Source organism: Devosia yakushimensis, from assembly GCF_030159855.1.
Classification (GTDB): Bacteria; Pseudomonadota; Alphaproteobacteria; order Rhizobiales; family Devosiaceae; genus Devosia; species Devosia yakushimensis.
The window spans coordinates 1,639,365-1,659,597 of sequence record NZ_BSNG01000001.1; the positions used below are offsets into that span (position 1 = coordinate 1,639,365).

The 20,233-nt window shown below is 61.9% G+C and carries 17 protein-coding genes; 11 read left to right on the forward strand and 6 right to left on the reverse strand.

Going from position 1 to position 20,233, the window contains the following annotated elements:
* The first annotated feature begins 343 nt into the window (after positions 1-343).
* From QQL79_RS08040 to QQL79_RS08050, 3 genes are all read left to right on the forward strand, one after another.
* Positions 344-3,016: an Rne/Rng family ribonuclease gene (locus tag QQL79_RS08040; protein WP_284389654.1), complete on the forward strand. Its 2,673-nt coding sequence runs from the start codon at positions 344-346 to the stop codon at positions 3,014-3,016.
* 68 nt (positions 3,017-3,084) lie between these two features.
* On the forward strand, positions 3,085-3,771 hold the full coding sequence (locus QQL79_RS08045) for a helix-turn-helix transcriptional regulator (protein ID WP_284389656.1): 687 nt from the start codon (positions 3,085-3,087) through the stop codon (positions 3,769-3,771).
* A 117-nt stretch (positions 3,772-3,888) separates the two neighbouring features.
* Positions 3,889-4,263 (forward strand): VOC family protein, encoded by a 375-nt coding sequence (locus QQL79_RS08050; RefSeq protein WP_284389657.1) that lies wholly within the window; start codon positions 3,889-3,891, stop codon positions 4,261-4,263.
* On the opposite strand, the gene QQL79_RS08055 is transcribed toward QQL79_RS08050, so the two are convergent.
* Entirely contained in the window at positions 4,260-5,024 is a 765-nt protein-coding gene (locus QQL79_RS08055; protein WP_284389659.1) for an isocitrate lyase/PEP mutase family protein, read from the reverse strand. The genes QQL79_RS08050 and QQL79_RS08055 overlap by 4 nt on opposite strands.
* A gap of 77 nt (positions 5,025-5,101) precedes the next feature.
* Positions 5,102-6,247 (reverse strand): pyridoxal phosphate-dependent aminotransferase, encoded by a 1,146-nt coding sequence (locus QQL79_RS08060; RefSeq protein WP_284389662.1) that lies wholly within the window; start codon positions 6,245-6,247, stop codon positions 5,102-5,104.
* 151 nt (positions 6,248-6,398) lie between these two features.
* On the opposite strand from QQL79_RS08060, the gene QQL79_RS08065 reads away from it, so the two are divergent.
* From QQL79_RS08065 to QQL79_RS08090, 6 genes are all read left to right on the forward strand, one after another.
* On the forward strand, positions 6,399-7,250 hold the full coding sequence (locus tag QQL79_RS08065; protein ID WP_284389664.1) for a DsbA family protein: 852 nt from the start codon (positions 6,399-6,401) through the stop codon (positions 7,248-7,250).
* Positions 7,251-7,344: 94 nt separating this feature from the next.
* Positions 7,345-7,782, forward strand: coding sequence for a type II 3-dehydroquinate dehydratase (gene aroQ / locus QQL79_RS08070; protein WP_284389666.1), 438 nt, complete (start codon positions 7,345-7,347; stop codon positions 7,780-7,782).
* Between the two features lie 35 nt (positions 7,783-7,817).
* A complete protein-coding gene (accB, locus tag QQL79_RS08075) occupies positions 7,818-8,309 on the forward strand; it encodes an acetyl-CoA carboxylase biotin carboxyl carrier protein (protein ID WP_284389668.1) in 492 nt (163 codons plus the stop codon).
* Between the two features lie 12 nt (positions 8,310-8,321).
* Positions 8,322-9,668, forward strand: a complete 1,347-nt coding sequence (gene accC / locus QQL79_RS08080) for an acetyl-CoA carboxylase biotin carboxylase subunit (RefSeq protein WP_284389670.1) — start codon at positions 8,322-8,324, stop codon at positions 9,666-9,668.
* A gap of 43 nt (positions 9,669-9,711) precedes the next feature.
* Positions 9,712-10,347 carry a leucyl/phenylalanyl-tRNA--protein transferase gene (aat, locus tag QQL79_RS08085; protein ID WP_284389671.1) on the forward strand — a complete coding sequence of 212 codons (636 nt, stop codon included), beginning with the start codon at positions 9,712-9,714 and terminating at the stop codon, positions 10,345-10,347.
* Positions 10,344-11,123, forward strand: coding sequence for an APH(3') family aminoglycoside O-phosphotransferase (locus QQL79_RS08090; protein ID WP_284389673.1), 780 nt, complete (start codon positions 10,344-10,346; stop codon positions 11,121-11,123). Before aat ends, QQL79_RS08090 begins: the two co-directional genes overlap by 4 nt.
* Positions 11,124-11,264: 141 nt before the next feature.
* Here QQL79_RS08090 and QQL79_RS08095 read toward each other — a convergent pair whose 3' ends face one another.
* From QQL79_RS08095 to QQL79_RS08110, 4 genes are all read right to left on the reverse strand, one after another.
* Positions 11,265-11,762, reverse strand: a complete 498-nt coding sequence (locus QQL79_RS08095; protein WP_284389675.1) for a GyrI-like domain-containing protein — start codon at positions 11,760-11,762, stop codon at positions 11,265-11,267.
* Between the two features lie 28 nt (positions 11,763-11,790).
* Positions 11,791-12,576, reverse strand: coding sequence for an SDR family NAD(P)-dependent oxidoreductase (locus QQL79_RS08100; RefSeq protein WP_284389677.1), 786 nt, complete (start codon positions 12,574-12,576; stop codon positions 11,791-11,793).
* A gap of 109 nt (positions 12,577-12,685) precedes the next feature.
* Positions 12,686-13,126, reverse strand: a complete 441-nt coding sequence (locus QQL79_RS08105; protein WP_370461193.1) for a DUF2155 domain-containing protein — start codon at positions 13,124-13,126, stop codon at positions 12,686-12,688.
* 13 nt (positions 13,127-13,139) lie between these two features.
* A complete protein-coding gene (locus QQL79_RS08110; protein WP_284389678.1) occupies positions 13,140-13,523 on the reverse strand; it encodes an NADH:ubiquinone oxidoreductase subunit NDUFA12 in 384 nt (127 codons plus the stop codon).
* Positions 13,524-14,174: 651 nt separating this feature from the next.
* Between QQL79_RS08110 and QQL79_RS08115 the strand changes: the two genes are divergently transcribed.
* Together QQL79_RS08115 and QQL79_RS08120 are read left to right on the forward strand one after the other, a co-directional pair.
* Positions 14,175-17,888, forward strand: a complete 3,714-nt coding sequence (locus QQL79_RS08115) for a vitamin B12-dependent ribonucleotide reductase (protein ID WP_284389680.1) — start codon at positions 14,175-14,177, stop codon at positions 17,886-17,888.
* A gap of 355 nt (positions 17,889-18,243) precedes the next feature.
* Complete coding sequence (locus QQL79_RS08120; RefSeq protein WP_284389683.1) at positions 18,244-20,127, forward strand: ATP-dependent nuclease; 1,884 nt, start codon at positions 18,244-18,246, stop codon at positions 20,125-20,127.
* Positions 20,128-20,233: the final 106 nt, after the last annotated feature.

Sequence of the window (20,233 nt, forward strand, 5' to 3'; positions counted from 1 at the left end):
GGCGAAGAGACTTCCCGGAGGCTGGTTCAGAAGCGGCAAATCCTGCGCTTCTCGACAAATTTCGGTCCGCTCGGACCGGACGGCTGCTGGCATTTTATGGATGCGAGCGGCCCAATAGGAAGAGGTCAGATGGCCCGCATGCGGACAAAACGCGACGCGATCGACGTGAACGATTGCCGTTTTGCCACGCTGCATCTTCCGGCCATGACCATTTATGCCGGCGCGCCCGACACCTCCGTTTCGCGCGCCTTTACCTTCAAACCATTCGCCTCGCACAGCACCATGAGAAGGATGCCGGTTGACCGGCGGCCTCTTGTCGGCGCGCGAGCGCGCGGAGTTTACTATGGCTACCAAGAGAATGCTGGTGGATGCCATCCACCCGGAAGAAACACGGATTGTCGTCACAGCGGGTAACAGGCTCGAGGAGTTCGATTTCGAATCGGCGACCCGCCGCCAGTTGCGGGGCAATATCTACCTCGCCAAGGTTACGCGCGTAGAGCCCTCGCTGCAGGCCGCTTTCATCGAATACGGCGGCAACCGCCACGGCTTCCTCGCTTTCAGCGAAATCCACCCCGATTATTACCAGATCCCCGTTGCCGACCGCGAAGCCCTGCTGCGCGAAGAGCACGAGGACGACGATCACCATGACGAGGCGGGTGAGGAGCATATTTCCCTGCCCGAAGGCGTGACCGAGCCGGACGCTGATACCGATACCCAGGACATGGAAGGCGCCAGCCATATCGAGCAGGCCCCGGCCAATACCGAACCTGTCGAGTCGATCGGCGGGGCGGATGCGCTTGAGGAAGTTCCCGAGCGCCGCCGCCAGAGCCAGAATCGCCGTCACTACAAGATCCAGGAAGTGATCAAGCGCCGTCAGGTCATGCTGGTGCAGGTGGTCAAGGAAGAGCGCGGCAATAAGGGCGCGGCTCTGACGACCTATCTGTCGCTGGCCGGCCGCTATTCGGTGCTGATGCCCAATACCGCCCGTGGCGGCGGCATTTCCCGCAAGATCACCAATGCCGCCGACCGCAAGCGCCTCAAGGAGATCACCAGCGATCTCGAGGTGCCGCAGGGCATGGGCGTCATTCTGCGCACGGCCGGCGCTTCGCGCACCAAGGCCGAGGTCAAGCGCGACTTCGAATATCTGATGCGCCTCTGGGAAAGCGTGCGCGAACTGACCCTCAAGAGCCAGGCGCCGTGCCTGGTCTATGAGGAAGGCTCGCTGATCAAGCGCACCATTCGCGATCTCTACAACAAGGACATCGACGAAGTTCAGGTCGCGGGCGATGACGCCTATCGCGAGGCCAAGGACTTCATGCGGATGATCATGCCGAGCCACGCCAAAAACGTGCAGCTCTACAAGGAAGATCAGCCGCTGTTCTCCAAATATGGCATCGAAGCCCAGCTCGACTCGATGTTCTCCCCCACGGTCACCCTGCCCTCGGGCGGCTATATCGTGATCAATCCGACCGAAGCGCTCGTTTCCATCGACGTGAACTCGGGCCGCTCCACCAAGGAGCACAATATCGAGGACACCGCGCTCCAGACCAATCTGGAAGCCGCCGAGGAAGTCAGCCGCCAGCTCCGCCTGCGCGATCTGGCCGGCCTGATCGTCATCGACTTCATCGACATGATGGAGAACCGGAGCAACCGCGCCGTCGAGCGCAAGCTCAAGGATTGCCTCAAGGACGACCGCGCCCGCATCCAGGTTGGCCGCATCAGCCATTTCGGCCTGATGGAAATGAGCCGCCAGCGCATCCGCTTTGGCGTCGTCGAAAGCTCCACCCATAAGTGCCCGATCTGCGATGGCACGGGCCTGGTGCGTTCCACCGAATCCCTGGCGCTGATGATCATGCGCCATATCGAGGATCACGTGCTGCGCCGCCAGGGGCAGTCGATCAATGTGCGCGTGCCGATCGATGTCGCGCTCTATATCCTCAACTTCAAGCGCGACACGTTGACGGCGCTGGAAATCCGCAACCATCTCTCGATCACCATCACTGCCGACGGCAAGATGACCGGTCACCAGTTCGCCATCGAAAAGGGTGAGGCCCGCGTCTCGGCCTATGCCGATCAGCGCGTGGCCGAACATGTCCGTGTCGACAGTGCGGTCATCGATGACAGCGCCGATGACGATATCGTCGAGGACGAGGAGGAAGAAGCAACGGCCGAGGCCGGCGAAAAGCAGGCTTCGGAAACGGGCGAAGGCCGTCGCCGCCGTCGCCGCCGCCGTCGTGGTGGCGAGCGTGGTGACGACGGTGGTCAGCGCCCGCCGCAGCAGCGTGCAGCCCAGCAGCCAGCAGCCGAGAGCGACGCCGAAGAAGGCGACGATGAGGGTGAAGAGGGCGACGAGACCGCCGCTTCCGCATCTTCGGATGCCCGTGCCGATGACGAGCCGCGCAAGCGCCGCCGTCGCGGTCGCCGTGGCGGCCGCCGCAATCGTCGCGATGGCGAGGAAGGCACCGAGGGCAGCGAGACTTCGCCCGCGACTGCCGGCGATGCCGAGCCCGTCGAAGCCGCTAGCGAGACTGTGGCCGAGGCCGCACCTGCTCCCGCTCCTGAGCCCGTCGCGGTAGAGGCTGAGCCTGTCGCCGAAGCACCGGCCGAGAAGCCGAAGCGGACCCGCCGGCCCCGCAAGACCGCCGAAGTGCCTGCCGAGATAGCCGTGGCTGAGGTCGCTGTTGTTGAAGCAGCACCGGAGGAAACCCCGGTAGCCGACGAGAAACCCAAGCGGAAGCCGCGCGCCCGCAAGCCCAAGGCTGAGGTAGCGGAAGCCGCGCCGGCCGAGGCTGCACCGGCCGCGACCGTGGCGGAAGCCGCTCCGGTTGCAGCAGCTCCGGCTGCCGCTGCGCCCGAACCTGCGGCCGAAGCGCCCAAGCCGCGCCGGGTGAAGAAGGAACTGCCTGCTGAAGGCATCGTGGTGTCATCAAGCACGCCCAAGGCCGAAGGCGAGACGCCAGAGGAGCCGGAAAAGAAGAAGGTCGGCTGGTGGCAGCGCCGCCTCGGCCTCGGCTAGGCGAAGCCAGTCATAAGCTTTAGAAAGGCGGCATTCATGCCGCCTTTCGTTTTCCTGGGCTTTGAAACATGTCTCGCGCCGCCCGATTGCTCGATCTGTTGCAGGCCCTGCGCAACCGCACCGTGCCGGTGAGTGGTCAGGACCTCGCCGCCGAGCTGGGCATTTCCATTCGTACATTCTATCGCGATATAGCGACCCTGCAGGCGCAAGGCGCTGATATTCAGGGCGAACCGGGGCTGGGCTATATATTGCGGCCCGGCTTTACCCTGCCGCCGCTGATGTTCAGCGCCGACGAGATCGAGGCTTTGGTCCTGGGGTCTCGATGGGTGGCTGCGCGCTCGTCGGATGGCCGGCTCAGCGCTTCTGCCCAGCAGGCCCTCAGCAAGATCACGGCGGTATTGCCTGCCGATTTACGCGACCGCGTCGAGGCGACGAACTTGTTGGTGCGCCGTAGCAGCAATGCAGATCGCATCGACGCCGCGGAAATCCGGCTGGCAATTCGTGGCGAATACAAGCTGCGCATCCGCTATCGCAGTCTGGGCGGCGACCTCTCGACCAGGACGATCTGGCCGTTCCTGATCGGTTTCTTTGAGGACGCCAGGATCGTTGCGGGTTGGTGCGAACTGCGCCAGGACTATCGGCATTTCCGCATCGACCTGATCGAAAACATCGAGCGGCTGGCCGAACGCTATCCCAAGCGCCGGGCCGTCATGCTGCGGGAATGGCGTGCCATCTACACCGGCAAGCACCTCTAGGGCCAATCGACATTCACTCAGGCTAGCATCAGCTGAATGTCGATTGGCCCTAGGACCACTGCCGAAAACTGACAGTCCATGGCCCTAGACTGACCTCCATCAGAAAAGGAGGTCGTGATGACCACATTGAACTATCTGCTGCTGGCCGTTGCCGATCCGCCCAAGAGCGAGACGTTCTATTCGCGCCTGCTGGGCCAGGAGCCTGTGCAGAAAGCACCGACCTTTGTGCTCTACGTGCTGCCCAATGGCATCAAATTAGGGCTGTGGATCAAGGACGAGATGGTGCCCCGGCCCCTGCCCCCCGGCGGCGTCGAGGTGACGTTCAGCGAACCCGACAAGGACGCCGTCAGCGCCACCTACGCGACATGGAAGCAGCGCGGCGCTACCATCGTGCAGGAGCCCACCGATATGGATTTCGGCTTTACCTTCGCCGCGCGTGATCCAGATGGCTATGTGCTGCGTGTCTTCAGCCGGGCGGAAAATCCGCGCTAGGCAAAGACGTCTGCGGCCTGCCTGGTCAGCTCGGTCATGGCCTTACGATAGGGCCCTGGCCCGTAGCTGATGCGGGCGACGCCCAATGCTCCGAGCTCGGAATGTCCGGGCACGCCGGATGACTTCATAACATTGACCGGCAAAGCCACCTCGCGGCACACCGTGCCAATCAGCCCGGGATCAGCCAATCCTGGAACGAAGAACCCACTGGCGCCCGCAGCCTTATAGGCCTTGCCGCGCTCGATCGCCTCGCCCACCAAACCGGCGTGGCGATCGGCCGGCGCCTGCAGGAACAGATCGGTTCGCGCATTGATAAAGAAGTCCGGCAGCACTGTGCTGGCGGCAGTCCGGATCGCATCGATCCGCGCCTGCTGGTCGGTAATGGGATAGACGGCGTCGCCCCTGTCGACGACCTGGTCCTCGAAATTGATGCCGACGACACCTAATGCAATCAGCCGCATGACATTCGCGGCCGCCTCTTGCGGCGCTTCCGCATAGGCGCCTTCGAAGTCGATGCTCACCGGCAGATCGACACTGGCCACGATGCGTCCAGCAACCTGTTCGAGAAGAGCCAATGGCAGGGCCTGGCCGTCCTGATAGCCCTGCGCGGCTGCCACCGACCAACTTCCGGTGCCGATAGCCTTGGCACCCGCCGCCGCAATGGCGATGGCGCTGCCGGCATCCCATGCGTTGTAGATGACCAGCGGGTTGCCCGGCACGTGCAGGCTGGCGAACTGACTGGCTTTGGCGGTCTGCGACATTGCTGATCCTTGTCTGGTTACATACCGACCGGCTCGGCAAAGCCCGCGGCGAATCTCCACCCGGTTTTGACGGTCATTTAAGCGAGAAACTTCCGCATCCGCTCCAACGCCACTTCGATGCTCTCACGTTTGCCGGCATAGGAGAACCGGACATAGCCATTGCCGTCGGTCCTGTCGAAGTCGATGCCGGGGGTTATGGCTACGCCGGCGGCCTCAAGCATCGATTCACAAAACGCCATGGAGTCGTTGGAAAACCTGCCAATTCCGGCATAGGCGTAGAAAGCGCCATCCGAGGGACTGCCGATCTCAAAGCCCAGATCATGCAGCCCTGCATCCAGCAGCGCCCGGTTGACCGCATAGCCCGCCTTTTGCTCCTCGGCATAATCTCGCTCGGCCAGGGCAGCCGTTGCCGCGATCTGGCTCAGCGTCGGTGCCGAAATGAACAGGTTCTGCTGCAGAATCTCCGCACGGCGGATCAGCTCGTCCGGCAGCACCATCCAGCCAATGCGCCAGCCGGTCATGCAGTAATATTTCGAGAAGCTGTTGATGATGATGGCGTCGCGCGTCAGCTCGAGCGCGCTGACTGAGGGGCCGCGATAGTCGAGCCCATGGTAGATCTCGTCGGAAATCAGCCTTACGCCCAGCCGCTTGCAGGTCACGACGATATCAGCGAGCCCTGCCCCGTCGACGCTGGCGCCGGTTGGATTGGCGGGACTGGCAAACAGCAGCCCGTCAAAGGGTTCTCGCGCATGAGCGGCCGCAATATCGGCGCCGGTCAGGCGCCAGCCATTGGCGGCTGTCAGCGGGATTTCGGCAATGCCGAAGCCAAGCCCCAGAAGCGTGTTCACATAGGCCGGATAGCCGGGCCGGGTGATGGCGATGCGGGCGCCGGGCCGGAACGCGGTATGGAAGGCCAGGATGAAGCCTGCCGATGAACCCATCGTGCAGATAATCGAATCGGGGTCGACCGAAACAGCGTGCTGGGCGGAATAGTAGGCCGTCAGTCCCTCGCGCAGTTCGCCCAGCCCCTTGGCATTGGTATAGCCATGGGCATCGGGCAACACGCGGCGCACCGCCTCGATCACCTTCGGGGCCGGCGGAGCGCCGGGCTCGCCGACTTCGAGATGACACACCATGCGTCCGGACGCCTCGATCGCCTTGGCGCGCTTCAATATTTCCATGGCATGGAATGGCATGAGGCCATCGGCGGGCGCTTCGGTCATAACGGGCTCCAGTGTTGCATCCGGCCTAGCCCGAACAGCGTTGCGTCTCAACAACAATTGGTGATGAGGCGAACGGTCTCTTCATCCCCGGCTGCTATTCTGCGCAAACCTCTGCTAGAAGGCAGAAAACCAACTAGCCGGAGCCAGCCCTATGTCGCGCGTTACCCTTGCCCTTGTCGCCCTTGTGGGCATTCTGGCGGGAGCGCTTGGCTATTCGGTCTTCAACAAGCCCGCACCACAGACCGATGCGGTGGCGGTTCGGGCAATTGTGGATGAGGCATTGGCAGCACGGGCCGCGGCCGAACCGGCGCAGGCTGTGGCGGCCATCGACCCGGCGGAACTCAATCCGCTCATCGAAGACTATCTGATGAGCGACCCCAAAATCCTGCAGCGCATGTCCGTAGCGCTCGACAGCACGCTGCAAGGCGAGCAACGCCAGCAGGCCACTACGGCCATTGCCTCCATGCGCGACAAGATTTTCAACGATCCCGACCAGGTCGTGCTCGGCAATCCCGATGGCGATGTGACGCTGGTCGAGTTCTTCGACTATAATTGCGGCTATTGCCGCAGCGCCCTGCCCGATCTGGCAACCCTGTTGGCCGAGGACCCGAACCTGCGCGTGGTACTCAAGGAATTTCCCATTCTCTCCAACGAATCCATCGACGCCGCGCGGATCGCGGTCTTGGTGGGCAAGGCCGATGTTGACTACTGGAGCTTTCACGAAGCGCTGTTTTCGAGCCGCGGCCAGGTCGACAAGGGCGTGGCGCTCGCCGCGGCAAGCGAACTGGGCCTGAGCCCGGTAAACCTCGAGATGCAGATGGGCGAGCCCCGCGTTTCGCAGGCCATCCAGACCTCCTACGAGATTGCCAAGGCGCTCAATATCACCGGCACACCGACATATATCATCGGCAATGAGATCATTCCGGGCGCCATCGGCATCGATGAGCTGCGTTCGAGGATCGCCAATATACGCGAATGCGGCGAGGCGCAGTGCCAAGGGTGAGCTTTCCAGAAAGCGCAGGTTTTTTGCCTTTTCGGTGCATTTCGTGTAACCGGCCTTGCGTCGGCCGGAATGGCCGGTGCACAAGGCAAAAATAATGGCAAAGCGCGTTCTCGTCCTCAACGGCCCGAACCTCAATCTGCTCGGCATGCGCGAGCCTGAAATCTATGGGCGCACCACGCTCAGCGATATCGAGGCCCTCTGCCGGTCGGCAGGAGATGAGCTGCGCCTTGCGGTCGATTTCCGCCAGTCCAATCATGAGGGCGAACTGGTCACCTGGATTCAAGAGGCCCGCAACGGCGCCGATGCGATCCTGATCAATCCGGCCGCCTATTCGCATACTTCTGTCGCCATTCACGATGCCCTCAAGGCGGTTGGCCTGCCGGTCGCCGAAGTGCATCTGTCCAACATCCATCAGCGTGAGCCATTCCGGCATCACTCCTATGTCTCGGCCGTCGCCTATGGCGTCATTTGCGGCTTCGGGGCGGCGGGGTATAAACTGGCGCTCCACGCTTTGGCCGAAAAACTCAAATAACGCTTCGACGCGGAAAACGCGGGAGACCGAAAAGAATGACCAAGTCATCGCAAGTGGATCAGGATCTGATCCGATCCATTGCCGAACTGCTCAACAAGGAAAACCTCGCCGAGATCGAGATCGAGCAGGAGGACTTCCGGGTCCGCGTCACCCGCTCCTACGCCAATGAAGGCGTGACCTACGCGGCCCCGCCGGTGCATTATGCGCAGCCGGCCCCGGGCCCGGCCTCGATTGCTCCTGCCGGCTCGGTGCCGGCTGCCGCAGCGCCCGCGGTCGAAGACCTTTCGTCCAATCCGGGCACCCTCACCTCCCCCATGGTCGGCACCGCCTATCGCTCGCCTGAGCCCGGCAAGCCGCCTTTCGCCGATATCGGCACCAAGGTCTCCGAAGGTCAGACCGTGCTGATCATCGAGGCGATGAAGACCATGAACCAGATTCCGGCGCATCGCTCGGGCACCGTCACCCGCATTCTGGTCGATGATGCACAGCCCGTCGAATATGGCGAGCCGCTCGTCGTCATCGAGTAAGGGGGAACTTCCATGTTCCAGAAGGTCCTCATCGCCAATCGCGGCGAGATTGCGCTGCGTATCCTGCGCGCGTGCAAGGAGCTCGGCATCCAGACCGTGGCGGTGCATTCCACCGCCGACGCCAATGCCATGCATGTGCGCCTGGCTGACGAAAGCGTCTGCATCGGCCCCAATGCGGCCAAGGACAGCTATCTCAACATCCCCGCCATCATGGCGGCCTGCGAGATCACTGGTGCCGACGCCGTGCATCCGGGCTATGGCTTTTTGTCCGAGAATGCCCGTTTCGCCAAAATACTGACCGAGCACAACGTTACCTTCATCGGCCCGTCGGCGCACCATATCGAGATTATGGGCGACAAGATCACCGCCAAGAAGACTGCCGTCGAACTCGGCATTCCGGTGGTTCCCGGATCGGCCGGCGCCGTCGATACGGAGCAGGATGCGCTGCGGACCGCCAAGGAAATCGGCTATCCGGTGCTGATCAAGGCGACGGCCGGCGGCGGCGGGCGCGGCATGAAGGTCGCGCTGACCGAAAAGGACCTGCTGATCGCCTGGTCGACGGCGCGTTCGGAAGCCAAGGCCGCATTCGGCAACGATTCCGTCTATATGGAAAAGTATCTCGGCAAGCCGCGCCATATCGAGGTGCAGGTGCTGGGCGATGGCCAGGGCAATGCCGTGCATCTGGGCGTACGCGACTGCTCGCTGCAGCGCCGCCACCAGAAGGTCTGGGAAGAGGCCGGTGGCCCGACGATTCTGCCGGAAGAACGCGACAAGATCGGCGAAATCTGCGCCGCCGCGATGCGCAAGCTCTCCTATTCGGGTGCCGGCACGATCGAATTCCTCTACGAGAATGGCGAGTTCTATTTCATCGAAATGAACACGCGCCTGCAGGTGGAGCACCCGGTCACCGAGCGCATCACCGGCATCGATATCGTCTACGAGCAGATCCGCGTGGCCTCGGGCGAGAAGCTCTCGCTGACGCAGGACAATGTGCAATTCTATGGCCATGCCATCGAGGTGCGCATCAATGCGGAAGACCCACAGACCTTTGCGCCCTCGCCGGGCACGATCACCTTTTATCACCCTGCGGGTGGCGTCGGGGTGCGTGTCGATTCCGCCGTCTATCAGGGCTACAAAATCCCGCCCTATTACGACTCGCTGATCGGCAAGCTCATCGTCTATGGCCGCACTCGCGAAGAGTGCCTGCAGCGCCTGCGCCGCGCGGTCGATGAATTCGTGGTCGACGGGGTCAAGACCACCCTGCCCCTGTTCCAGCGTCTCATCAAGGAACCCGATATCCTGGCGGGCAATTACGACATTCACTGGCTTGAAAAGTATCTGGCCGAGAACAAAGTTTGATGGAGGGGGCGCTGCGGCGCCCTTTCTGTTTCAAGGATCGTCCATGTCGCGGCCCAATCCCTTCGATGTCGAGATTACGCCGGAATTGATCGTGCGCGCCTATCGCGCCGGCATTTTTCCCATGGCCGAAGATGCCGCAGACGAGGATTTGTTCTGGGTCAGCCCGGAGCAGCGCGGCATCATTCCGCTTGATGGCTTCCAGCTCAGCACCAGCCTGCGCAAGGCGATGCGCAAAAGTTCTTTTGCCATTCGCGTCGATACCGACTTCCCGGCGGTGATCGAAGGCTGTGCCACGGTTGGCAAGGACCGGCACTCCACCTGGATCAATGCAACGATCCGCTCCGTCTATGGCGAGCTGTTCCGCCGCGGCATTGCCCACACCGTCGAGGTCTGGGACGGTCCAGATCTGGTGGGTGGCCTTTATGGCCTGGCAATTGGTGGTGCATTTTTTGGGGAATCCATGTTTCACCGCGCCACCAATGCCAGCAAAATGGCGATGGCCCATCTGGTGGAGCGCCTCAATGCCGGCGGTTTCGTGCTGCTCGACACCCAATTCGTCACCGATCACCTTGTTTCCCTGGGCGGCATCGAAATTCCCCGCGCGGAATATGAAGAGCGGTTGGCCGAAGCCCTGGAAATGAAGGGCGATTGGCACGCCTGGGACAATGACGAGCGATGACGCCGCAAGACATACCACCGGCCTGGGCCGCCCATTATGGAGGCGCCCGCTGGCAACGCCAGACGATTGGCCAGTCCAGCGCTGTGGTCTACCGGCTCTCGCCGCCGGACCAAACCCCGCTGTTCCTCAAAGGCGAGCGGCAGGCTCCGCTGGCTGAGCTACCGGGCGAAATTGCGCGCCTGGCGTGGATGGCGCAGCACGGCGTTCCCTGTCCGCGCATAATCGATGTTACCGAGCATGCGGAATGGCAATGGCTGCTCATGAGTGCCCTGCCGGGGCATGATCTCGCATCCGGCCCGATCGCGCCCGATCGCCTGATCCAGCTCTACGCCGAGGCACTGCGCCGGCTGCATGCTATCGATATCGCCGATTGCCCCTTCGATCTTCGTCTGGAACGGAAATTGACACTCGGCGCAGCGCGGGTCGCGGCGGGCCTGGTCGATGAGGACGATTTCGATGACAGCCGCTCGGGCTGGACTGCCGCCGCCGTCTTTGACGCGCTGCAGCAAACCACGCCTTCCGGCGAGGACCTCGTCGTCTGCCACGGCGATGCCTGCCTGCCCAATCTTCTGGCGGAAAACGGCGTCTTTACCGGCTTTATCGATTGCGGCCGGCTGGGCATAGCCGACCGCTACCAGGATTTGGCCCTGGCCCATCGCAGCCTCGTCTACAATCTCGACGCCGCTGCGGCCGATGCCTTTCTCGACGCCTATGGCGTATCCGCGCCGGACCGCGAACGAATGGCTTATTACAGGATGCTGGACGAGCTGTTTTGACCGGGCATCGGAGTACCCCCTCCTAGCCTCCCCCTGATAGGGGGAGGGATCGCCTTGTGGTTTGAACTCGGATCCAGCCTTAAGAGTGGAGAGATCCTCCCCCTGTCAGGGGGAGGCTAGGAGGGGGTACTCCGATCTCCGTCAATTCTTGATCTTGAACGCCAGCTGCGTCCGCCATTTCTCCACATCCGGCTCCGCACTCGGGTCAGTCTCATAGATTTCGAGCCGGCAAGCAAAATGATCGTCTTCGCCCTGCGTGGTCATGTCCAGCTCGACCTGGGTCAGCCGCACCCAGCCAATCAGCATGGTGGTTGCGCCCATGAGCCCGTCATAGTGGCCGATCCAGTCGAGCGTGACGAATTTGCCGGCGGGCAAGGTTCCGGTTTCGACCTGCCCTTCGCCAGCAATCAGTCTGGCAATGGGGATGCCGGCCTCGACATCGAGCGTCTTGCTCATGTTGATCCGGCGGTAATTGTAGAATGGGGCGCCGACCGGTTCGATGCCGTGCTGTCCCAGCCAGGCAAAAAGGGCAGGAAAGCCCTTATCGGCCGGCTCGGTCATCTGATCCATCCGCACGGTGAACGTGATGAAGGCGTAAGGCTGGGCCGGACGGTCGACAATTTCGGGTAGGGTAAGCATGCGTGTTTTCCTCCTGTTGAACCTTTAGTCAGTCGACCTGGGCTCCACCGGTGGCATTTGCCACGGTGGCGGTCATTCCGGCGGCCAGATCGCTCGCCAGCAGCACGGCCGCATCGGCGACCTGGGCCAGGGCCGTCACTTTGCGCAGCGGCGTGTGCTTGCCGAATTCACGGGAAATATCCTCGAAGGTCACGCCTTGTTCGTCGGCGCGCAATTGCCAGGCGGCGCGTACGCCAGGAGCATCCGGTGAACCGGGAGAGCGGACCCAGCAGGCGCGCACGCCGAAGGGGCCGTTTTCGACGGCCAATTGCCGCAAGAAATGCTCCACGGCCGCGCAGGCAATGCCAAAGCCGCCAACATGGCTATAGGCCTCACGGGCGGCGTTGGCCGTAATCCCAACAATCACCCCGCCGCCATTTTCGGCCATGTGGCTGGCATAAACGGTCCCGGTGTGGAACCAGGTGGTCAACGCAGTATAGACCGGGCGAAGCATGGTTTCGAGCGCCATGTCGGTCAGCACGGCGCCCTGGGTATCGCCCCAGTCGATGGCATTGAACATGACATGCACCCTGCCCGTTGCCCGGACGATGGCGGCCAGGTGCTGCTCGACGGCGGCGCGGTCTGTGGCGTCCACGGACGCAACCGCTACCTCGCCGCCCAGTGCACGGATTTCATCCGCTACCGCCTGCAGCCCTTCCAATGTCCTTGCGGCCAGGAAGACCCGCGCACCCTCGCGCGCAAAGGCTTTCGCCACGGCTCCGCCAACCGCTCCGCTTCCGCCATAAATGACTGCCGTTTTTGTCCCAAGCAACATTGCGCCCTCCTCGCGATCGGGTGGCAAAGCCACCCGGCATGGTCACGACGAACAGGGCTGGGCGCCTTCGACATGGGCGCCGAAAAAATTCAAAGCAAACAGGGATAGATCAGGGCGCGTTCCGCGCCTCGGGCGGCGGAACCTCGGAACTCGTCTTACAATCGATCAGCCAGACGTCATAGACGGCGTGATCGACGGCGTTGAGCGCCGGGCTGTCGGCGAACATCCAGCCAGTGAAGATTCGCTTGGAAGTGCCTGTCAGGCTTCGCTGATCGACCTCCAGAAACGCCGAGATCCGCTGCGTTTCGGTTGCCGCCCGATTGTAGCAGGCGCGAGGCGTGATCTCGAGTGCGCCGAAAAGCACCGTCTCATCGATATAAACATCGAACTGGGTGATGCGGCCGGTGATTTTATCGAGGCCGGCAAAGGTAGCGACCGGATTGGCAATCGGCTGTGCGATACCGGGGGATGTGAAAGCCAAAAGCGCCAATGCCGCAAGGGGCACTAGCGCTTTGGCTGACATCGGAATGGAAAACGTGGTCAGGCGCAAATCGCCGGCCTTCTCACTCGGGAGACCACGCGTCGTAGTCGCCGGTTACCCGCGGACGTTCGCCCTTGTTGAGCATGCTGCCATCCGGCCGGTAGGCCGCAGCCGTGCCGGTCAAATTCGGCTCATGCGGCTTTTGCCAGGCGCGCGCCACATAGTTTGCCTCGGTCGGCACCACATCGGTCCGGAAATGCATCCAGCCATGCCAGCCGGGCGGAATCGCCGAGGCATCGGCCGGGCCGTTATAGGTCACGTAGCGCCGGTTGGCCTTCTTGTCCTGGTAGTACTTGTTGCCGAATTCGTCGGTGCCCACCAAATCGCCGTGGCGCCAGATCCACAGGCGCGTCCCCCAGGTCTGGCCATGCCACCACCGGAAGATTTCGAGCAGGAAGTCCTTCATGCCGCTAACCAAGTTCGTGCCGCGAACGGCGTTGCAATGTGGTTGGGGTGTACCACGCACCTGCCCTTGCGCCTAGCCCTGGCGTCCGATCAACAGCTAGTGGATGTCCACACCGCCAACAGGCCGCGGAATAATGAACTTGACTTAAATTGTGACGTGATTCGGCGCATCTGCCGGCATGGTTAATTGTGCCAATTAAGGCGTCGGAGCGGCGCCTGAAGTGCCAGATTCTATGCCCCTTTAGAGCGCTGTTTTGGACTTTCGGCAGAAGGTTTCCGGGAGGGTAAAATTAGTCACTTCCGGCCCCGTGCAGGGTCCATTTTGCCTTGCAGATTTTCCCCGCAATCCACATATTACACCCACTAGAGTTAGTTCTGGCCCAGCGCCCCACTACTACAATTAGTTTTTCTGCCGTTGACGCTGGGTTTGAATCGGCAGAGTGTTTTCGACGGGCCGCAGCATACAAGTTGCGGGCAAGACCCGGAGGCGAGCGGCGGCACCAAGACCGTCGCCTAGTCCGGGCACGGGGCAAGTTTCGGCAGTCCGGGCTACCGGGCGCCGGGTTGGTAGCGTCAAAACAGATTTGGATGAGAAGCCGGGGTTCGGCTCGCGGGCATTTGTGTGCCTGCTACATTGGGGATTACGACGACAATGCGCATTGAACGCCGCTTTACGACAGAAGGCCAGGACCGTTACGGGTCCCTCGAATTCCGCTCGGCTACGAGCGAGATTCGCAATCCCGATGGTTCGGTCGTGTTCAAGCTCGAGGACATTGCCGTTCCCGCCACCTGGAGCCAGGTCGCGGCCGATATCATTGCGCAGAAATATTTCCGCAAGGCCGGCGTCGCCAAGGCGCTCAAGAAGGTCGAGGAGAATTCCGTTCCCTCCTGGCTGTGGCGCTCCGTCCCCGACGAAGCTGCGCTCGCCAAGCTGCCGGAAGCCGAACGCTACGGCTCGGAAATGGATTCCCGCCAGGTCTTCGACCGGCTCGCCGGCACCTGGACCTATTGGGGCTGGAAGGGCGGCTATTTCGACTCCGAGGAAGACGCCAAGGCGTTCTTCGACGAGCTTTGCTACATGCTGGCTAGCCAGCGCGTCGCGCCGAACAGCCCACAATGGTTCAATACGGGCCTGCACTGGGCCTATGGCATTGATGGCCCCGGCCAGGGCCATTTCTACGTCGACCCCTTCACCCACAAGCTGGTCTCGTCCAAATCGAGCTACGAGCATCCCCAGCCCCATGCCTGCTTCATCCAGTCGGTCAATGACGATCTGGTCAATGAAAACGGCATTATGGACCTCTGGGTCCGCGAGGCACGCCTGTTCAAATATGGTTCGGGCACCGGCACCAATTTCTCGGCCCTGCGCGGCTCGGGCGAAAAGCTCTCGGGCGGCGGCAAGTCCTCCGGCCTGATGAGCTTCCTCAAGATCGGCGATCGCGCTGCCGGCGCCATCAAGTCGGGCGGCACCACGCGTCGCGCCGCCAAGATGGTCGTCATCGATATCGATCACCCCGATATCGAGGAATATATCAACTGGAAGGTCAAGGAAGAGCAGAAGGTCGCTGCCCTTGTGACCGGCTCCAAGGTCGTCTCCAAGCATCTCAAGGCGATCATGAAAGCCGCCGTGAATTGCGAAGGCACGGGCGATGATTGCTTCGACGTGGCCAAGAACCCGGCCCTCAAGCGCGAAGTGCGCGCTGCCAAAAAGGCGCTGGTGCCGGAGAACTACATCTACCGCGTCATCCAGTTCGCCAAGCAAGGCTATACCGATCTCGAATTCCCCATCTATGACACCGATTGGGATAGCGAAGCCTATCTCACCGTGTCCGGCCAGAATTCGAACAATTCCGTCCGCGTCGCCGACGATTTCCTCAGGGCTGTCGAGAATGATGGCGATTGGAACCTGACCGCCCGCCAGTCCGGCAAGGTCACCAAGACGCTCAAGGCACGCGATCTGTGGGAACAGGTCGGCTATGCCGCCTGGGCCTCGGCGGATCCGGGCATCCAGTATCACACCACAATCAACGAGTGGCATACTTCCCCCGCAGCCGGTCCGATCAATGCGTCGAACCCCTGCTCGGAATATATGTTCCTCGACGATACGGCCTGTAACTTGGCCTCGGTGAACCTGCTGCCCTATCGCAACCAGGACGGCACTTTCAACACCGCCGCCTATGAGCACACTGTCCGCCTCTGGACCATCGTGCTCGAAGTCTCGGTGATGATGGCCCAGTTCCCGAGCCGTGCCATTGCCGAACGTTCCTATGAATACCGCACGCTGGGTATCGGCTACGCCAATATCGGTGGCCTGCTGATGACCTCGGGCATTCCCTATGACTCCGAGGAAGGCCGCGCCATTGCCGGTGCCGTTACCGCCATCATGACCGGCGTTTCCTATGCCACCTCGGCCGAAATGGCCAAGGAACTCGGCCCCTTCAAGGATTACAAGCGCAACGCCAAGCATATGCTGCGCGTCATCCGCAACCATCGCAACGCCGCCCATGGCAATGCGACCGGTTATGAAGAGCTCTCGATCAACCCGGTTCCGCTCGACCATGGCTCGCTGATCGACGCGAACCTTTCCAAACGCGCCAAGATCGCCTGGGACAATGCTCTCGCCCTCGGTGAGCAGCATGGCTACCGCAATGCCCAGGTCTCGGTGATCGCCCCGACCGGCACCATCGGCCTGGTCATGGATTGCGACACGACCGGCATCGAGCCCGATTTCGCCCTGGTGAAGTTCAAGAAGCTCGCCGGTGGCGGTTACTTCAAGATCATCAATCGCGCCGTGCCCCCGGCCCTGCGTACCCTGGGCTATTCGGAAGCCCAGATTGCCGAGATGGAGGCCTATGCGGTCGGCCATGGCAATCTGAACCAGGCTCCATCAGTCAACCCGTCCACCCTGCGCGCCAAGGGCTTTACCGACGACAAGATCGAGGCCCTCAACAAGGGCATGGCTTCGGCCTTCGACATCAAGTTCGTCTTCAACCAGTGGACGCTGGGTGCCGATTTCCTGAAGTCGCTGGGCGTTACCGATGCGCAGATGGCCGATTTCTCCTTCGAGCTGCTGCCCTTCCTGGGCTTCTCCAAGAAGGACATCGAAGCCGCCAATATCCATGTTTGCGGCGCCATGACCCTGGAGGGCGCGCCCCATCTCAAGGCCGAGCATCTCCCGGTGTTCGATTGCGCCACCCCCTGCGGCAAGATCGGCAAGCGGTACCTCTCGGTCGACTCGCATATCCTGATGATGGCTGCTGCGCAGCCCTTCATCTCGGGCGCGATCTCCAAGACCATCAACATGCCCAACGACGCCACGGTCGAAGACGCCAAGGAAGCCTATATGCTGTCCTGGCGCCTGGCGCTCAAGGCGAACGCGCTCTATCGCGATGGCTCCAAGCTCAGCCAGCCGCTCAATTCGTCCGTGCTCGCCGCGGCCGATGACGAGGAAGACGAGGACGCCGTCGAAGAATTGGTCTCGATGAATGCCGCCGCCCGCGCGCCGGCCATTGCCGAGAAGATCGTCGAACGCATCATTGAGCGGGAAGTGGAAGTCCGCAACCGCGAGAAGATGCCGGACCGCCGCAAGGGCTATACCCAGAAAGCCGTGGTCGGTGGCCACAAGGTCTATCTGCGGACCGGCGAATATGACGATGGCCGTCTCGGCGAAATCTTCATCGACATGCACAAGGAAGGCGCCGCCTTCCGCGCGATGATGAACAATTTCGCCATCGCCATCTCGCTTGGCCTGCAATATGGCGTGCCGCTGGACGAGTTCGTGGAGGCCTTCACCTTCACCCGCTTCGAGCCCGCCGGCATGGTGATGGGCAATGACCGGATCAAGAACGCCACGTCGATCCTCGACTATGTGTTCCGCGAACTGGCCGTCAGCTATCTCGACCGGAACGACCTCGCCCATGTCAATCCGGATAGTCCGACTTCGCTCAGCAAGGGCGTTGCCGAGGAGCAAGGTGTGCGGCCGCAGGCCAGCGCATCGGCCCCGGTGCCCGCTGAGCGCTTTGTCTCCCGCGGCATGACCCGCGGCAAGGTGGCCAATAAGAGCCTGATGATCGTTTCCGGCGATCAGCAGTTCAACCCGGTCCAGGCCATGCAGACCTCGACCGTGACCGCCCTGCGCTCGGCCACCGCCCTCAAGATCGACCCGACCCCGACGGCCCTCAACGCCGCCGAGATCGCCCCCATCCCCTCCCCGCCGCCCTCGACGGACAAAAACCAGCTCCGCGCCGAAGCCCAGATGAAGGGCTATACCGGCGACCAGTGCAGCAATTGCAATTCCATGCGGATGAAAGTCAGCGGTCACTGCATGGTCTGCGAGGATTGCGGGACGACGACTGGGTGCTCGTGATCGAATAGACTATCCGTAGCTGCGCATAGAATTGGTATGCAAAACAAGACAGCCCGGGAAACCGGGCTGTCTTTGCCGTTGCTGGTCCGGATAGGCGTGCTGATCAATCGCCAAAAGCTGCCGTTCCAAAGCTAGCTTCTATGGCAGAGATGGGTGGAAAGCGGATTGGCAGGTTTCGGGCGGTCTGCTGTAAAAGCGGACGTCGTCGATCCGGCATAGACCGGGCCGCAAGTTTACCGTCCGGTTTTTGAGCGACCAGACTACGAAATCTGCGATTCTACTATCGATACTATTGCGGTCGTAACACATCGCTGCGACGAGTGCTAAAAGCAGACTTCGATCCCAAGAGGTTCCCGTGTCCGACGATCCCGCAATCCATGTCCCTTCGACCGCCGCTGTGGCAGCTCCGGCCACCGACGTTGCAATTCCGCTCGGCGTCATAGCGGGAAAGCCCGGCGGCACGGTTACGATCCGCCCCGGCATCACCACCCTCGTCGGGCCCAACGGCAGCGGCAAGACGCGGGCGTTGCGGTCCATCCAGCAGGCGCTTCGAAATCGCGGCGCGGAGGCCGCCTATGTCCGTTTTCTCCCCGCAGGTCGAACCGGACCGGTCGAGCGGTACCGAGCGGCCACCGATTCTCCTGGGGTGGGATCAAATCAAGGCGAGGCGTTTTACGGACACATAAGTTATCGTTCCCAATGGCACGAAATCGAGAGCGTTGTGGGCGACGTGATGAATCTCGATCAGCGCTCTGATCTGCGGATCAAGGTCGAAACGAGGCTGCAACAGCTTTTCGGACGGGGAATCGACTTCCAGTGGAGTCAGGGTGGGCTCGCAATGTCCTTCACCGCCATGTCAGGCAACGCTCGCTATCACTCCGGGCTCGAGGCGAGCGGGATCACCCAACTTGTTTCGTTGCTCGCCGCGATTTACGACGACACAATACGAACTCTCATCGTCGACGAGCCCGAGATCTCGCTCCACCCACAGCTCCAGGCGTTCATCCTCGAGGAGATGGAAATGGTCGCGGGCGACTGGGCCGATCCTGGCAAAAAGCGTATTCTGATCTCGACCCACTCGCCGTCGTTCCTGCCCCTCCGTTCGCTCGCCGACCTTCCCGGCGTCGTCTTCTTTGGCGGCGACGTCGATTGCCGCCAAATCGATCCCGCCGACGGCCTGCTCCTATCGTCGAAGCTCGGAGATTTCGTCGCGCGCATTAGCCTGTCCCACCGGCAGGCGCTGTTCGCCGAGCGTATCCTACTCGTCGAAGGGCCGAGCGACGAGATCGTCGCGGCACGCACCGCCCGGCTTCTCGGCCTCAAGATCGAGGCCCGAAACACCCAGATTCTCCCTGCGCTCGGCAAGGGGGAATTTCGCGAGGCGAGGAAGCTCTTCACCGAAATCGGCATGCGGGTGACAGTGCTTGCCGATCTCGATGCCCTCGCCGACGACAACCGCCTCGTGAATGACTTCAGCGGAGCGGACGGGGCGATTGCGATCGCCAACGCTATCGGCCATCCCTCGCTCATCGACCTCGACAGCAAACTGCGATCCGAACTTGCCGGGCTCATCACCGCGAACGCCGCAGCGATCGACGGGGCGGTGGGGGCCTATCCCTACTGGTCGGACAAGCAAGACCCCGATGTGAAGCGTCGTCGCTGCACGCTAGCGCAGCTCCTAACCGACCCGACCGCGTTCACTGGTGAGCTCGGGGCTAAAATGACAGCGCTAGCCACCCGCTACGGCGTGCTGCTCGACGGGCTCGAACAGCTCGGTTGCTTCTTTCTCCGCCGCGGCGCGATCGAGAACTACTATGCCGACACATCAAGCGGCGCGGGCAAGCCCGCGCGCGCGAGCACCGAGGCCGATCGCCTCGCAGCGCTGACGCGCGTACAATTGGCCGCCGAGTATCCCGAACTCGTCCGCGCGCTGCGCTGCGCTTCACCCGGGCGCAACATCGACGAAAGCGTACTCCTCCGCGCCAAGCTAGCAGCGGCGCTGGGCGCCATTTTCCAGTCTATGGAACCCGGCTCGACCGACGCGCAGATCGAAGCGATGGCGATCTCGGTACTGCCTGCAATCGAAGGACTTTTCAACTTTCACAACGCTACGAAGGCCAACGAGCCTGCGGTGCGCGTCGAACTTCGCTCGAAAATTTTTAACCTGACCGGATTTCCCTTGACGGTTGCGAGGAAGAACAACCTCAACGACGCGGTTGGCCAGATCCAACCTGCCTGATCGTCCGCTCGGTGGCGATGATTCTCCATATCGCGGCGATAACTCGTTCCCACGCCAAGTTGTCTGTGACGTGATTGTTGGTTACCGGCGGAGGACGGATGAGACG

Bases quoted from the DNA above. Each gene is read 5' to 3' on its own strand.
- QQL79_RS08065 (WP_284389664.1), top strand. From the start codon at position 6,399: ATGTCGCGCGTTACCCTTGCCCTTGTCGCCCTTGTGGGCATTCTGGCG.
- accB (WP_284389668.1), top strand. From the start codon at position 7,818: ATGACCAAGTCATCGCAAGTGGATCAGGATCTGATCCGATCCATTGCC.
- QQL79_RS08045 (WP_284389656.1), top strand. From the start codon at position 3,085: ATGTCTCGCGCCGCCCGATTGCTCGATCTGTTGCAGGCCCTGCGCAAC.
- accC (WP_284389670.1), top strand. From the start codon at position 8,322: ATGTTCCAGAAGGTCCTCATCGCCAATCGCGGCGAGATTGCGCTGCGT.
- QQL79_RS08040 (WP_284389654.1), top strand. From the start codon at position 344: ATGGCTACCAAGAGAATGCTGGTGGATGCCATCCACCCGGAAGAAACA.
- QQL79_RS08095 (WP_284389675.1), bottom strand. From the start codon at position 11,762: ATGCTTACCCTACCCGAAATTGTCGACCGTCCGGCCCAGCCTTACGCC.
- aroQ (WP_284389666.1), top strand. From the start codon at position 7,345: ATGGCAAAGCGCGTTCTCGTCCTCAACGGCCCGAACCTCAATCTGCTC.
- QQL79_RS08055 (WP_284389659.1), bottom strand. From the start codon at position 5,024: ATGTCGCAGACCGCCAAAGCCAGTCAGTTCGCCAGCCTGCACGTGCCG.
- QQL79_RS08050 (WP_284389657.1), top strand. From the start codon at position 3,889: ATGACCACATTGAACTATCTGCTGCTGGCCGTTGCCGATCCGCCCAAG.
- aat (WP_284389671.1), top strand. From the start codon at position 9,712: ATGTCGCGGCCCAATCCCTTCGATGTCGAGATTACGCCGGAATTGATC.
- QQL79_RS08100 (WP_284389677.1), bottom strand. From the start codon at position 12,576: ATGTTGCTTGGGACAAAAACGGCAGTCATTTATGGCGGAAGCGGAGCG.
- QQL79_RS08060 (WP_284389662.1), bottom strand. From the start codon at position 6,247: ATGACCGAAGCGCCCGCCGATGGCCTCATGCCATTCCATGCCATGGAA.
- QQL79_RS08115 (WP_284389680.1), top strand. From the start codon at position 14,175: ATGCGCATTGAACGCCGCTTTACGACAGAAGGCCAGGACCGTTACGGG.
- QQL79_RS08110 (WP_284389678.1), bottom strand. From the start codon at position 13,523: ATGAAGGACTTCCTGCTCGAAATCTTCCGGTGGTGGCATGGCCAGACC.
- QQL79_RS08090 (WP_284389673.1), top strand. From the start codon at position 10,344: ATGACGCCGCAAGACATACCACCGGCCTGGGCCGCCCATTATGGAGGC.